The sequence below is a fragment of the Cytobacillus sp. OWB-43 genome (assembly GCF_034651445.1).
In the GTDB taxonomy this organism is placed as follows: Bacteria; Bacillota; Bacilli; order Bacillales; family Cytobacillaceae; genus Cytobacillus; species Cytobacillus kochii.
In genome coordinates, this window is sequence record NZ_JAYEFF010000013.1 from 1 (window position 1) to 14,398 (window position 14,398).

General features: G+C 36.9%; 14 protein-coding genes, 1 tRNA gene, 1 other RNA gene and 1 other annotated feature. Of the genes, 5 read left to right on the forward strand and 11 right to left on the reverse strand.

Annotation, left to right across the window (positions count from 1 at the left end):
- Positions 1 to 319 precede the first annotated feature (319 nt).
- The 7 genes from U9M49_RS22480 to tadA all read right to left on the reverse strand — a co-directional run bounded on the left by U9M49_RS22480 (position 320) and on the right by tadA (position 4,689).
- Complete coding sequence (locus U9M49_RS22480) at positions 320 to 583, reverse strand: pro-sigmaK processing inhibitor BofA family protein (RefSeq protein ID WP_095371310.1); 264 nt, start codon at positions 581 to 583, stop codon at positions 320 to 322.
- Between the two features lie 85 nt (positions 584 to 668).
- The gene (locus U9M49_RS22485; protein WP_095371311.1) at positions 669 to 887 is read right to left on the reverse strand and encodes a YaaL family protein; all 219 of its coding nucleotides are present in this window, start codon (positions 885 to 887) and stop codon (positions 669 to 671) included.
- Positions 888 to 902: 15 nt separating this feature from the next.
- Positions 903 to 1,499: a recombination mediator RecR gene (gene recR / locus U9M49_RS22490; RefSeq protein WP_095371312.1), complete on the reverse strand. Its 597-nt coding sequence runs from the start codon at positions 1,497 to 1,499 to the stop codon at positions 903 to 905.
- 165 nt (positions 1,500 to 1,664) lie between these two features.
- Positions 1,665 to 1,985: a YbaB/EbfC family nucleoid-associated protein gene (locus U9M49_RS22495; RefSeq protein ID WP_095371313.1), complete on the reverse strand. Its 321-nt coding sequence runs from the start codon at positions 1,983 to 1,985 to the stop codon at positions 1,665 to 1,667.
- Between the two features lie 24 nt (positions 1,986 to 2,009).
- The gene (gene dnaX, locus U9M49_RS22500) at positions 2,010 to 3,707 is read right to left on the reverse strand and encodes a DNA polymerase III subunit gamma/tau (RefSeq protein ID WP_095371314.1); all 1,698 of its coding nucleotides are present in this window, start codon (positions 3,705 to 3,707) and stop codon (positions 2,010 to 2,012) included.
- Positions 3,708 to 3,838: 131 nt separating this feature from the next.
- An RNA gene (gene ffs / locus U9M49_RS22505) (signal recognition particle sRNA large type) lies at positions 3,839 to 4,104 on the reverse strand.
- Positions 4,105 to 4,182: 78 nt separating this feature from the next.
- Positions 4,183 to 4,689, reverse strand: coding sequence for a tRNA adenosine(34) deaminase TadA (tadA, locus tag U9M49_RS22510; protein WP_095371315.1), 507 nt, complete (start codon positions 4,687 to 4,689; stop codon positions 4,183 to 4,185).
- A 161-nt stretch (positions 4,690 to 4,850) separates the two neighbouring features.
- On the opposite strand from tadA, the gene U9M49_RS22515 reads away from it, so the two are divergent.
- The 4 genes from U9M49_RS22515 to U9M49_RS22530 all read left to right on the forward strand — a co-directional run bounded on the left by U9M49_RS22515 (position 4,851) and on the right by U9M49_RS22530 (position 8,162).
- Complete coding sequence (locus U9M49_RS22515) at positions 4,851 to 5,381, forward strand: isochorismatase family cysteine hydrolase (protein ID WP_095373566.1); 531 nt, start codon at positions 4,851 to 4,853, stop codon at positions 5,379 to 5,381.
- 111 nt (positions 5,382 to 5,492) lie between these two features.
- On the forward strand, positions 5,493 to 6,776 hold the full coding sequence (locus U9M49_RS22520; protein ID WP_224939300.1) for a glycoside hydrolase family 18 protein: 1,284 nt from the start codon (positions 5,493 to 5,495) through the stop codon (positions 6,774 to 6,776).
- A 94-nt stretch (positions 6,777 to 6,870) separates the two neighbouring features.
- The gene (locus U9M49_RS22525) at positions 6,871 to 7,512 is read left to right on the forward strand and encodes a deoxynucleoside kinase (protein ID WP_251163652.1); all 642 of its coding nucleotides are present in this window, start codon (positions 6,871 to 6,873) and stop codon (positions 7,510 to 7,512) included.
- Positions 7,509 to 8,162, forward strand: a complete 654-nt coding sequence (locus tag U9M49_RS22530; protein WP_095371318.1) for a deoxynucleoside kinase — start codon at positions 7,509 to 7,511, stop codon at positions 8,160 to 8,162. The genes U9M49_RS22525 and U9M49_RS22530 overlap by 4 nt, the downstream gene beginning before the upstream one ends.
- Positions 8,163 to 8,280: 118 nt before the next feature.
- On the opposite strand, the gene U9M49_RS22535 is transcribed toward U9M49_RS22530, so the two are convergent.
- From U9M49_RS22535 to guaB, 4 genes are all read right to left on the reverse strand, one after another.
- Positions 8,281 to 8,373 (reverse strand) — tRNA-Ser (locus tag U9M49_RS22535).
- Positions 8,374 to 8,502: 129 nt separating this feature from the next.
- A complete protein-coding gene (serS, locus tag U9M49_RS22540; RefSeq protein ID WP_307319491.1) occupies positions 8,503 to 9,789 on the reverse strand; it encodes a serine--tRNA ligase in 1,287 nt (428 codons plus the stop codon).
- A 51-nt stretch (positions 9,790 to 9,840) separates the two neighbouring features.
- Positions 9,841 to 10,066 (reverse strand) — a binding site (T-box leader).
- Positions 10,067 to 10,128: 62 nt separating this feature from the next.
- Positions 10,129 to 11,430 carry a D-alanyl-D-alanine carboxypeptidase family protein gene (locus tag U9M49_RS22545; RefSeq protein WP_307319499.1) on the reverse strand — a complete coding sequence of 434 codons (1,302 nt, stop codon included), beginning with the start codon at positions 11,428 to 11,430 and terminating at the stop codon, positions 10,129 to 10,131.
- A 289-nt stretch (positions 11,431 to 11,719) separates the two neighbouring features.
- On the reverse strand, positions 11,720 to 13,183 hold the full coding sequence (gene guaB, locus U9M49_RS22550) for an IMP dehydrogenase (RefSeq protein ID WP_095371321.1): 1,464 nt from the start codon (positions 13,181 to 13,183) through the stop codon (positions 11,720 to 11,722).
- Between the two features lie 113 nt (positions 13,184 to 13,296).
- On the opposite strand from guaB, the gene U9M49_RS22555 reads away from it, so the two are divergent.
- Positions 13,297 to 14,271, forward strand: a complete 975-nt coding sequence (locus U9M49_RS22555) for a YaaC family protein (protein WP_322910626.1) — start codon at positions 13,297 to 13,299, stop codon at positions 14,269 to 14,271.
- Positions 14,272 to 14,398 lie beyond the last annotated feature (127 nt).

The window sequence follows — 14,398 nt, forward strand, 5'->3', positions numbered from 1 at the left end:
TAGCTCATTTGCACCTATGGTGCTTTGTTGCTGATAAATCAGCTTTTTTAGAATTACGCTTGACGTTTTACGTTCGTTCAGTTTTCAAAGAACAATCTCATTCGCTTCAGAAGCGACTTTACTAATATATCATCCTACGCATTATATGTCAATGCTTTTTTAAAAAAGTTTTTTCTTTAAAGTTTTAAAGGATGTTGTGTCGTTGTGACGACTCTTAATATATTATCAGCATTATATTAATATGTCAACAATATTTTAAAAGAAAAAATCAGTTACTAGAAATACGTAACTGATTACCTATTCCATTATACTTTGACACTTATATGACATACATTTCTATTGCCACTAGCGCGCATATACCCGGCACACCTAATATCCCACTAATGGCTACAGTAGCTATATTAATAGGCAAATGAATACCAAATTGATTTCCTACTGTATTTAGTACAAATAATAAGAGTGCACCAATGATTACTTTTATAAGGCCTTGTCCAATCCACTTAATTGGTCGAAACGAGGCACCTGCTACTAATAGAAAGAGAATGAGAATACCTAACCCTGAGATAATCCAAACTGGCTCCAAATAAAAAACCCCCTCTATTTAAGGAAACTTGTACAACCAATGTATGAACAAGCACCTAAAAAAAGACCTTGAGGAGGTATAAAAATTAATATCGAACACTAACGTTTCTTTTTTTTGCTTCCTTGAACAGATAAAAATATTTTGCCTCAGCAAGCTTAGCTTCACTAATTGCTTCTGCTGAAGGATCAAAACTTTTTTCAATTAGAGATTTTTGATTCTTCCATTCATCCTTTAATTCTTTTAACTGATCTAATAACTTCTCATCATATTCCTTACGAAGCCATCCTTTTTTACGAAAGAACATCGCATACACCTCTCACTATACTTCTCTTCTTCCCTCTAAAGCTTTTGAAAGTGTTACTTCATCAGCATATTCAAGGTCTCCTCCTACTGGTAATCCGTGAGCTATGCGGCTCGCCTTAATACCAGAAGGTTTAATGAGACGAGAAATATACATTGCTGTTGCCTCGCCCTCAATATTAGGATTGGTAGCCAAGATGACTTCTTGGACGGTTTCATCCTGTAATCGTTTTAACAAATCGGGAATATTAATATCTTCTGGGCCGATACCATCCATTGGCGAAATAACACCATGCAAAACATGGTACAAACCATTAAACTCCTTCATTTTTTCCATGGCGATAACGTCTTTAGGGTCTTGCACAACACATATGACTGATCGATCTCTCCTTTGGTCTTCACATATATAACAAGGATCCTGATCTGTTATATGGCCACACACAGAACAATAAGATAGATTTCTCTTCGCATTCACTAATGCCTTAGCAAAATCTAGTACAGTGTCTTCTTTCATACTTAATACAAAAAAGGCCAACCGAGCGGCTGTTTTCGGTCCGATTCCTGGAAGCTTCATAAAACTATCAATCAGTTTTGATATCGGTTCAGGATAATGCATATCTGTCTCCCCCTCTTTCATCAAAGACGAGAGCATTTGACCGAGAGACGTTTAACAACAAACTCTTTCTCATATAACTCTTCTCTTTGACTCCTAGTCTGATAGTGAATGCTTTAAAAAACGCCGCTCAGGAAAACCAGCGGCGCTTCTTTTCGTTTATCCGTATTAAAACATCCCTGGCAAGTTCATACCTTTTGTGAATTGCCCCATTGTATTATTTGTTAATTCATCACATTTTTTAATCGCGTCATTTGTTGCTGCTAACACTAAATCTTGAAGCATTTCGATATCTTCAGGATCAACAACTTCCTCTTTAATATTTACTTCTAAAACTTCTTTATGACCAGAAACAATGACAGTTACCATGCCACCGCCAGCTGTTCCTTCAATTCTTTCTTCTCCTAATTCTTCTTGCGCTTGCGCCATTTTCTTTTGCATTTTTTGCATTTGCTTCATCATATTTTGCATATTACCCATACCACGCATAGTTCCTTACCTCCTAATATTTATTTAATCTTTAATTTCAATAAGATCTTCACCAAATAATTTCATTGCCTCAGATACAACAGGATCTTCTTCCTCATTTCCCATATCCTCTGCTGTATCATCTCCATTCGCCTTTTGATACTGAAGAAATGATTGGCGAATGGACTGCCATTGTTCATCTGGTAAACCTAAGACCTGAAACCTCTTTCCGCTTAGTTCAAACAAAGATTGCGTTAGGGTTTCAATAAATTTATGATTCTCCATCGCCATTTGACAATGAATTTCATATTTGAATTTTATAATAAAAACTTGATCAGATGCAGCAACAGGCTCTGCTTCGTTTAGTAATGCTGCTTGTGAGCGCATTTGATTGTGTACGAGGCGTTCTAACATTTCACCCCAATGACTTTTGACCATCATTAAGTCCTGTTTTGTTGCCTGCTTCAACACCTCATTTATTCGACCTACAGGCGCTTGATATCCTTTTTTAGATACACGCTGTGGCTTTTTCGCTTGAGGTGCTACTGATTCTTCTGATACTTTAACACCTTGCGCTTTTATTTGTGATAACTCTTTTTCTAATTGATCAATCCGTGTAATTAATGGTTGAACATCTTCAGCACTTTGCCCTTTAATTTGTTCTTGCTGACAAAGTTTCACAATTGCTACTTCTAAAAAAATTCTTGGATGATTCGTCCAGCGCATCTCTTGCTGTGTTTTATTTAATTGTTCGATCAAGTGATAAATTTGTTCTTGTGACACCTTTTCTGCTAACTCAATGAATGTTTCTTCTAAAAGAACTCTTTCCATCGATTCTTCAAGATTAGGTGCTGCTTTATATAATAGCATATCTCTATAATAAAGAATAAAATCTTCTACAAATCGTGTAGGATCTTTCCCTTGAAAAAGAAGTTCGCCTAATATTTCTAAGCCGTTAGCTGCATCATGATCAACGATAGCTGTTGCTAACTGATTAAGGAAACCTTGGGAAACAGCACCTGTAACAGCTAGAGCATCATCAACTGTTACACTCTCATCACTAAATGAAATTGCTTGATCCAATAAACTCAAGGCATCACGCATACCACCCTCAGCAGCTCTGGCAATAATTTGTAGTGCTTGGGTATCACAATGGACACCACTTTCATCTATAATCATTTGCATACGATTCACAATCGAAGTCGCAGTAATTCTTTTAAAATCAAAGCGCTGACATCTAGAAATGATTGTTAGTGGAATCTTATGCGGCTCTGTCGTTGCTAATATAAAAATAACATGCTGGGGTGGTTCTTCTAATGTTTTTAGGAGCGCATTGAATGCTCCCATTGACAACATATGCACCTCATCAACAATATAAACTTTATACTTAACCGCACTTGGTGCATATTTCACTTTATCTCTTATATCTCTAATCTCTTCTACACCATTATTAGATGCGGCATCAATCTCAATGACATCTGGTATGGACCCATCAGTAATCCCTTTACACGCATCACATTCATTACATGGTTCATTAATTGGTGCTCTTTCACAGTTTACGGCCTTAGCTAAAATTTTCGCCGCACTCGTTTTACCGGTTCCTCTTGGTCCAGTAAAAAGATAAGCATGCGAAATTTTTTCCTGAAGCAGGGCGTTTTGCAATGTTTTTGTTACATGCTCTTGCCCTACTACATCAAGAAATGTTTGTGGGCGCCATACACGATACAATGCTTGATAACTCAATTGGCACGCCCCCTTCTTTTAGTGTCGTATTTATTATAACGTATCTATTTTCTATTTTACAAAAAAGGATAGGAAAAAAACAAAAAACTCATTCTTGAAGAATGAGTTTTATAATTATATGTATATAACTGCCGTGCACCTATCTTCGACTGACGCCCATAAGCGTTACTTTAGCAGTTAGCTCAGCTCAGGCAACCCTGCGGCACATGAGAGAGTCCACTTAATGCTGCTTCCTTCCGGACCTGACATGGTTCATGGGTTCCCATTGCGCAGGACCCAAGCGTCAACACCACTTACTAAAGGCAGACCCTACAGGACATCAGCCTCAGAATAGGAATTCAGTCTCGCTAGAGCGGATTGCGAGTACAGGACACCGCTACCTTCCCACCTAGCACGGCAAAATTGATACCAATATTTAAGTTGCGTCATTTCGACGCATATTCAGTATACTGTTTTTAAATTAAAATTGCAATGCCTAACATTCCTCTTGCTTCTTTTGTTCTTTTAAAAGCTTCTTTTCAGCCTTTTTTCTAGCTCGTAATTGTGAAAAAAACGTGGATAACAGTTCCCCACATGCTTCACCCATTACTCCAGCAACCACCTCACATTGATGATTAAACCTTGTGTCATCTAACAAATTCATTAATGTCCCGCAACATCCACCTTTTGGATCAGTCGCTCCGTAAACCACCCGTTTCACTCGTGAAAGAACAATAGAACCCGCGCACATCGGACAAGGCTCGAGTGTAACATAAAGGGTTGTGTCCTCTAATCGCCATGTACCGAGCTTCTCACATGCTTCTTCTATCGCAAGTAATTCTGCATGCGCAGTCGCTTTTTGTGCCGTTTCCCGTAAATTATACCCACGGGCAATTATTTGTCCATTTAATACAATGACAGCACCAATTGGAACTTCATTAATCTCTCTTGCCTTTTCTGCCTCTTTTATCGCTTCTAACATAAATTGTTCATCTATACTCATTTACTTCATTCCTTTAAATACCATAGCGTTTCTTTCAGTGTAATTCTCTTTGCTTTTACAAACAATAAAAAACGTAAAAGCTCACCTTTTATCTCAATAGGTAACGTTTGAAATCCTTATATCTTTTCTTAATTAAAAGGGGTTGATTTTGATTGAATTTAATAACCGAGAAGCAAACGGCATTAATTATTATTGACATGATTAATGATTTTCAATTTAAACATGGCGAAGTACTGGCTAAAAAAGCTTTAAAAATGACCACAAGCATTAATCTTATTAGAAACCAATTTCACCAACACAAGTTACCGGTAATTTATATCAATGACCATTACCAGCTCTGGAAAGCTGATATTGAAAAGATAATGGCCTACTGCAACAATCCCATAAGTTCACCAATTATCCAAACAATAAGACCATCAAGTGACGATTACTTTCTAATCAAACCGAAACATTCTGCATTCTACGGTACTGCACTTAATACACTCTTAAATCAATTAGCCATCGATAAGCTAATAATGGTTGGTTTGGCAGGAAACATTTGTGTGCTTTTCTCTGCAAACGATGCTTATATGAGAGAGTATAAATTACATATACCCGCTAACTGCATTGCTTCTAATGATGACCACGATAACGAAAACGCCTTGATTATGATGAAAGATGTGTTGAAAGCAAATATCGACCCTTTGCCATGAATGTATCATGTATTGCCCACTCCCTTCATAAGTTATTTATAGTGTAATTAAATCATTAAATTTTGAATGCCTGTATTTGATCTATACTGAAACATTTAGGGAGGGTTTTACTTGCAAATACATGTGGTAAGACAGAATGATTCGTTAAGTGGTATAGCGATGGCCTATAGCACAACCATACAAGATTTAATCGATGCGAATGAATTACAGAATCCTAATCAACTTGTGGTCGGTCAAACGCTTGTTATTCCAATCATTGGTAGCTTTTATTGGGTACAGCCTGGCGATACACTCTATTTAATTGCACAACGATACGGCCTCACGGTGGAAGAGCTTGTAAATATCAATCAAATCTCACAAACAAACCCTTTAAGGGTTGGTCTACGCTTATACATTCCCGAGCGTCCAAAAACATCTGCCGAAATAAACGCCTATGTTGAGCCTAGAGGAGACACCGTCTCGGAAAACTTAATAGAAGCTTCAAGAAGTGCAGCACCCCATCTTACTTATTTAGCACCATTTAACTTTCAAGCGCTAAGAGATGGTTCGTTGCAAGAGCCGCCTTTAGATGAATTACCTGCTATCGCTGAACAAAATCAAAATGTCCTCATGATGGTCATATCTAATCAAGAAAACGCACAATTTAGTGATGAGCTAGCAAGCATACTACTCAACGATCAAGACATTCAAAACACATTCCTCAACAATATTGTTGCAACAGCAAAAAAATACAACTTCAAAGATATCCATTTTGATTTTGAATTCATTCGACCAGAAGATAAAGAAGCTTATAACCAATTCCTAATAAAAGCACGTGATCGCTTCCACCAAGAAGGCTGGCTCATATCAACTGCCCTTGCTCCTAAAACTAGCGCAGATCAAAAAGGGAAATGGTATGAAGGCCACGATTATAAAGCACATGGCGAAATTGTCGACTTTGTCATCATCATGACATATGAATGGGGATATAGTGGAGGACCTGCTATGGCCGTTTCACCTATTGGACCCGTGAGAGATGTCCTTGAATATGCAATAACAGAAATCCCGCCTGAAAAAATTATGATGGGGCAAAATCTATACGGCTATGATTGGACGCTTCCTTTTGTTCAAGGAACGATTGCACGTGCTATTAGTCCACAACAAGCTATACAGATTGCCCTAGAAAATAATGTGGCCATTCAATACGACCAAGAAGCACAAGCACCCTTCTTTTTATACACAGACAACGAAGGAAAAAGACATGAGGTTTGGTTTGAAGATGCCCGTTCCATTCAAGCGAAATTTGATTTATTGAAAGAGTTAAAGCTAAGAGGAGTAAGCTACTGGAAACTCGGTCTAGACTTTCCACAAAACTGGCTCCTCATTGATGAAAATTTTAATGTCGTAAAACGTTAAATCTATTTTAATCTCCTGTCTATTTTTTCATTCTTCATAGAGGTCTGACCTGTGTTAAAATGGAAGTTATGTTAGCTTAGGGGGAGACAAATAGATGAATCAAGTACCTTTTATTACAGTGGAAGGGCCGATTGGCGTAGGCAAGACCACGCTAGCTACAGCCCTTTCCACCCATTTTAACTACCATCTATTAAAGGAAATCGTCGATGAAAATCCATTTCTCGGAAAGTTTTATGAGAATATCGATGAGTGGAGTTTTCAAACTGAAATGTTTTTCTTATGTAATCGATATAAACAGCTGAAGGATATAAAAGACCGTTATATTTTGAATGATATGCCTGTCGTAGCTGATTATCATATTTTTAAAAACTTGATTTTTGCTAGTAAATCTCTTGAAGCACCTGAATATGAAAAATATGAGCAAATCTATCATATTTTAACGGATGATATGCCGAGACCAAATATCATTATTTATTTGCGGGCAAGCTTAGATACTTTACTAAAAAGAATTGAAAAGCGTGGACGCGAAATAGAAAAAAATATAAGTCCTCTCTATCTTGAACAATTATCCATTGATTACGATCTTAAAATGCAGGCATTTGAAAAACAACATCCAGATATCCCTATCCTTCACCTTGATGGTGATCAATTGGACTTTGTTCATAATAAGAATGACCTGCAATACATTATTGATATGGTAACAACGAGTATACAAACAAGGAGCACAAAAGCATGAATAGAAATAACTACGGCATACCAAATAACGCAATCATCACTGTAGCAGGAACGGTTGGTGTCGGAAAATCAACAATGACCAATTATTTAGCAGAAGCACTTAACTTCCGCACTTCTTTTGAAAAAGTGGACACAAATCCTTATTTAGACAAGTTTTATGCCGACTTTGAAAGATGGAGCTTTCATTTACAGATTTATTTTCTTGCTGAAAGATTTAAAGAACAAAAACGGATGTTCGAATATGGTGGAGGATTCATTCAAGATCGATCTATTTATGAAGATACCGGCATTTTTGCTAAAATGCATTATGAAAAAGGAACAATGTCACCAGTTGATTATGAAACCTATACAAGCCTTTTCGAGGCGATGGTTATGACACCCTATTTCCCACACCCTGATATTTTAATTTATTTGGAGGGCTCCCTAGAAGATATACTGGCGCGCATTAAAGAACGTGGGCGTCCAATGGAACAACAAACCTCCATTGATTATTGGAAAGAGATGCACGAGCGCTACGAAACCTGGATTGATCAATTTAGTGCATGTCCTATTTTACGATTAAATATTAATGAATATGACCTTGTCTCTAATCCATCAGACATCGATCAAGTACTCGAAAAAGTCGGCCACACATTAAAACAAACAATATAAAATATTTGCCTGTACTTAAATGGTACAGGCTGATTTTTGCTTAAAAATAAAAAAAGCCGCTACTATAAAGTAGCGACTCCATATCTCCAATTAATTATGCGCATGTTAAAAGTTATAATGGCGGAGGAAGAGGGATTCGAACCCCCGCGGGCTTTAACACCCCTGTCGGTTTTCAAGACCGATCCCTTCAGCCGGACTTGGGTATTCCTCCGTTTCGACAAGAAATAATATATCATCTATTGAAATAGAAGTCAATAGATTTTTTGCATAAATTCACAAACATGCATGTTAGAACTTTAAAAATAGGATCTGTCCTAAGAAACAGACCCTATCATCTTACTTATTTTGCTGGATTTATCACTTCTTTATTCCCCATATAAGGGCGAAGTACTTCTGGAATAACCACACTACCATCAGCTTGTTGATAATTTTCTAATATCGCAGCGACTGTACGTCCCACTGCTAACCCAGAGCCATTTAATGTATGAACATTCTCCGGCTTACCTTTAGCATCACGACGGAAGCGGATATTTGCACGTCTCGCTTGGAAAGCTTCAAAGTTACTACAAGAAGAAATTTCTCGATAATTATCGTAGCTAGGCATCCATACTTCAATATCGTACTTCTTCGCAGCTGTGAATCCTAAATCAGCAGTGCACATACTCATGACGCGATAAGGCAAACCAAGCAGTTGTAAAACCTTCTCTGCATTTTTTGTTAATTTCTCCAACTCGTTATAAGAGTCTTCTGGTTTAACAAACTTCACAAGCTCAACCTTATTAAACTGATGCTGACGAATAAGACCTCTCGTATCACGGCCAGCTGAGCCAGCTTCAGAACGGAAGCACGCACTAAATGCGGCGTAATTAATTGGTAATTGATCAGCACTTAAAATTTCATCGCGATGCATATTCGTGATGGGTACCTCCGCCGTTGGAATAAGGAAATAATCCTCACTCTCAATTAAAAATGCATCCTCTTCAAATTTTGGTAATTGTCCTGTACCTGTCATACTTGCACGATTAACCATATATGGTGGTAGGACTTCTTCGTATCCATGTTCTTCTGTATGGAGGTCCAACATAAAGTTATACAATGCGCGCTCTAATCTAGCACCTAACCCTTTATAAAATACAAAACGACTGCCAGTTACTTTTCCTGCTCGTTCAAAATCTAAAATTCCAAGCTCAGTTGCTATATCCCAATGCGGTTTAAATTCAAAATCAAATCCCTTTACTTCTCCCCATTGCCAAGCTAAGACATTGTCATCCTCTGTCTCCCCAACGGGTACACTTTCATGTGGGATGTTTGGAATACTGAGTAAGATAAGCTCTAATTCAGCTTCTACTTCACGTAACTCATGGTCTAAATCCTTAATTTGGTCACCAACTTGCCTCATTTCAGCAATTAATTGGTCCGCATCTTTTTTCTCTCGTTTTAAAACAGCCACTTGCTGTGATACTTCATTTCTTTTGCTTTTAAGCTCTTCCGTTTTTACAAGTAATTCTCGGCGTTTTACATCCAAATCCTCAAACTTCTCAAGATCAGAAATATCTTCCCCACGGTGTTTTTCTAGTTTTTCTTTTACTTCAGCAAAATTAGCCCTTAAATATTTGATATCTAACATAGCCTTTCCCTCCATATTCAATTTGTGAAAACAAAAAACTCCCGTCCCCTATAAAGGGACGAGAGTTACCCGCGTTGCCACCCTAGTTAAAAGTATAGTCCATACTTTTCACTTTAAATCTTTAACGAGGTTTACCCGAGAGCTTTTACTTACAAAAAATGTGTTCCAAGCTCTACGCAAAGGATGGATTCTCAAGTGCTTTTGTCTGGTTTGCACCAACCACCAGCTCTCTATGGCAAAAGTGTACTTGATACTACTTCCTTCTTTATGCTTTCTTTTATTCAACTTATTAGTAATACATAATTTACTATAATTATAAGCCAAATGCAACTACATTATTCAAGAAAACCAACCTTTAACAGTAGATGCAACACTGTCCCAAACATCTCCAAAGAATCCACCAACACCACGCATAGATAAAACGAACCAGTTCGCTTTTTCAACCGATTCAGAAGCGATGACATCAACTCTTGTTTGGTTAGCATTTAAAAATTCAATCGCATTACCATCTTTATCTTCAACCGTTAAATAACCAACAACATCACCTTTTTTTACAGGAGCTGTTAATTGACCTTGATCATTTAATAAATCTTCATTAATCACAAGCTTTGGTTGATAATTCTCTTCTTCGCCATTTTTAACAGTTAATGTAATGGCCTCTTTTGATTCAATCGCTACTGCATTTTCTTTCCCTTTTTCAACGGCAAGTTTTTCTTTATCTTTCACTTGATAGCCAGCAGGAACGATCTCTTTTTTATCAAAATTAGAGAACGCGTAATCAAACATTTTCTTTGTTTCGTCGAATCTAGCTTGATTATAACCAGAATCGCCGCCACCTTTAGCATTCATAACAACTGTTACATATCTTTTCCCATCACGTTCAGCTGTTCCTGTAAAAGAAGAACCTGCAAAATCAGTTGTCCCTGTCTTTAACCCATCTACACCTTCATAGCCGTAGACCAGTTCAGGTAACATCCAGTTCCAATTTTCCATATCAATTTTATCTTCAGTGCCTTCTCTAAATGTTTTTCTAGGAATGCTTGCTGTTTCTAAAACTTGAGGAAAATCCGTGAGGAGCGTTGTCGCTAGTTTAGCTGTTGCTCTAGCAGACATCACATTTTCTTCATCTTCATTACCTGTCGAATGGTAACCTTTTAAATCCTTGTTATTTAAACCAGAAGAATTGACGAATTTATAATCTTCTAACCCTAATTCCTCTGCTTTTTCATTCATCATTTGCACAAAGTTCTTTTCAGATCCAGCAATTGTCTCAGCAATGGCAATTGTTGCTCCATTTGCGGAATAAATAGTCATTGCTTCAAATAATTCCTTAATGCTGTATGTCCCATCTCTTCTAAGAGGAACATTCGAAAGCGCTGTGTCATGAGACACTTTCCAAACGTACTCACTTACAGCATACTCTTGATCCCATGATACTCGACCTTCATCAATAGCTTCTAATAAAAGATACTCGGTCATCATTTTTGACATACTTGCAATACCAAGCACCTTATCAATGTTTTTCCCGTATAAAACTCTACCTGTTTCTGCATCTACTAGAATAGCTGCATCTGCATTAATATTAAGTATATCTTCTTTTGCACTTGCTTTATGTACATTTGGAAGAATGCCTAACACCATAATCAACACCAAGAAACTTGCAACAACTTTACGATATCCTTTTCTTCTCAATTCCAAAGCCCTCCAACTTTTTTTTCAGCTTTTGTTATTTTATCATAAGATGTCCTTCATGGATACAAACAACCTTTTCCTAATCTTGGCGTTTTCATGAACATCCCTTTTCTTTCTCTATTCCTTAGGTCAATCCGCCTGAGAAAACATTGTGTGTTTTGCTAACAATGACGAAAGTCTGATATCTTTCCAGGCAAAAAAAAGTAAGAGGACCAGCCCTCTTACTTTTTTAAAAAAATTATAATGAATAATTTGGTGCTTCTTTCGTAATTTGGATATCATGTGGGTGACTTTCTTTAAGACCAGCACCTGTCATACGGATAAACTGTGCATTTTCTCTTAAGAATTCTAAATTTGCTGCCCCGCAGTAACCCATACCAGAGCGAACGCCACCAACTAACTGATAAATCGTATCTGCTAATGAACCTTTAAATGGAATACGTCCTTCAATGCCTTCTGGAACGAATTTCTTATTATCTTCTTGGAAGTAACGATCCTTTGATCCTTTTTCCATAGAAGTAACGGATCCCATTCCACGATAAACTTTAAATTGACGTCCTTGGAAAATTTCAGTTTCACCTGGACTTTCAGATACACCAGCTAACATACTTCCTAGCATAACTGCATGTCCACCAGAAGCTAATGCTTTCACGATATCTCCTGAATACTTAATCCCACCATCAGCGATAATCGCTTTACCATGTTTACGTGCTTCTGTTGCACAATCATATACCGCTGTAATTTGTGGCACGCCAACACCTGCTACCACACGAGTTGTACAAATAGATCCAGGTCCAATACCTACCTTTACAACATCAGCTCCAGCTTCAAACAATGCACGTGTACCTTCAGCAGTAGCTACATTACCTGCTACAACTGTCAGGTCAGGGTATTTGTCTTTAATTTCTTTTACTGTATTAATAACGCCCGCTGAGTGGCCGTGAGCCGTATCGACTACTACTACATCAACTTGAGCTTTAACAAGTAACTCTAATCTTTTCATTGTATCTTTTGTTATACCGATTGCTGCACCAGCAAGTAAACGACCTTGTGCATCTTTCGCTGAGTTAGGGAACTCAATGACTTTTTCAATATCTTTAATAGTAATAAGACCTTTTAATACACCATTATCATCAACAAGAGGTAATTTCTCAATTTTATACTTTTGCAGAATTTTTTCTGCTTCTTGTAGCGTTGTACCTACTGAAGCAGTTACTAAGTTTTCTTTCGTCATTACATCAGAGATCTTAATAGAGAAATCTTGAATGAAACGAAGGTCACGGTTTGTAATAATACCAACAAGTTTTTGTTCGTCAAGATTATTTACAATTGGAACACCTGATATACGATATTTGCCCATTAAATGTTCAGCATCATACACTTGTTGTTCGGGAGTAAGGAAAAACGGATCAGAAATAACGCCACTCTCAGAGCGTTTGACTTTATCAACTAAATCTGCCTGTTGCTCAATGGACATGTTTTTGTGAATAATACCTAATCCACCCTGGCGTGCCATTGCAATAGCCATTTCAGCTTCAGTTACTGTATCCATACCAGCACTGATAATTGGAACATTCAATTTTACCTTTTCAGACAGTCTCACCGACAAATCGACATCTTTCGGCAATACCTCAGATTTAGCAGGGACAAGCAGTACATCATCAAAAGTTAAACCTTCTTTTTCAAATTTAGTTTCCCACATTTTTTTGACCTCCTGAACATGAAAATATTATTAGTAGGTTATCAATTGGACAAAATACTGTCAAGGACACTGCTATAAGTTGGATTTTTCAGATTATTTGGAGGTTGTATATTTTGAAGCATTCTTACAACAATTGGCAATCATATTTACCCTTTTTTTCAACAGAAACAACCAAAGCATTTTTAAAAAAAAGTTATCAAAACGAAGGAATTGAACAAGCATCACAAAAGAGTTTTGAAAATACTTATCCGTTTATATACTACATTGAACACGGTAAGGTTTACTATGAACAAGCCGCCGCTGCCCCGTTAATCATTAAACCTATTCTTTATTTCTACGGCCTAGTTCATCTAATAAAAGCTTGTATTTTAACTATTGACCCTCTTTATCCAGATACGACCTCCGTACTGGCTCATGGTGTTTCGACAAGAAAAAAGAAAAAGCAGCAATACCTCTTTTTAAAAGATGAAGTGAAACTACAAAAGAGTGGCTTATTTCCATATATGGCAGAAAAAATGTTCCATATGAAACATCTAGAAGGGGATAAATTTTATATGGTTGATTTATTGAGACAAATCCCAGAGATGGAAATAATGTTTCAGTCTATCCAAAAAGAACAAACATTTATTGATATAAAAAAAGAAAAAGATAACTTCTTTATCCCAATAACCATTCTTAATCATTATCATATGACTGAATCGAGATTTTCTACTTTTCTTTCCGAAAAACTACAAGTGGATAAAAAGGATATTCTCTATACGAAGGAACATATAAAATTTCCTCAAAACAAAGAGATCAATCGATATTTCAAATATAATATTGTAAATAAAAATTATTCATTACCTATCGAAAGAAGTCCATTAAATGATTATCCAGAATTATTTTCCCATTACTTATTACTCTATAATTTAAGCATGATTGCAAGATATGAAACAGAATGGTGGAATGAATGCATTAAGTTAATGACAAATAATGATTATCCATTTATTCACCAGTTCCTCGATTTGACGGAACAGAAAAGCCCATTTCTCATTTATAATTTTCTTGAATCAAGAAAATTTCATTGCCAAGGAAATAAAAAGAGATGATAGAAGATTCACATTGGAAATAAAAAATCACAAAAAAGAGCACATACAAATGATGTGCTCTTTTATCTTGCCCGGCAACGTCCTACTCTCACAAGGGGACAGCCCCTAACTACCATCGGCGCTGAGA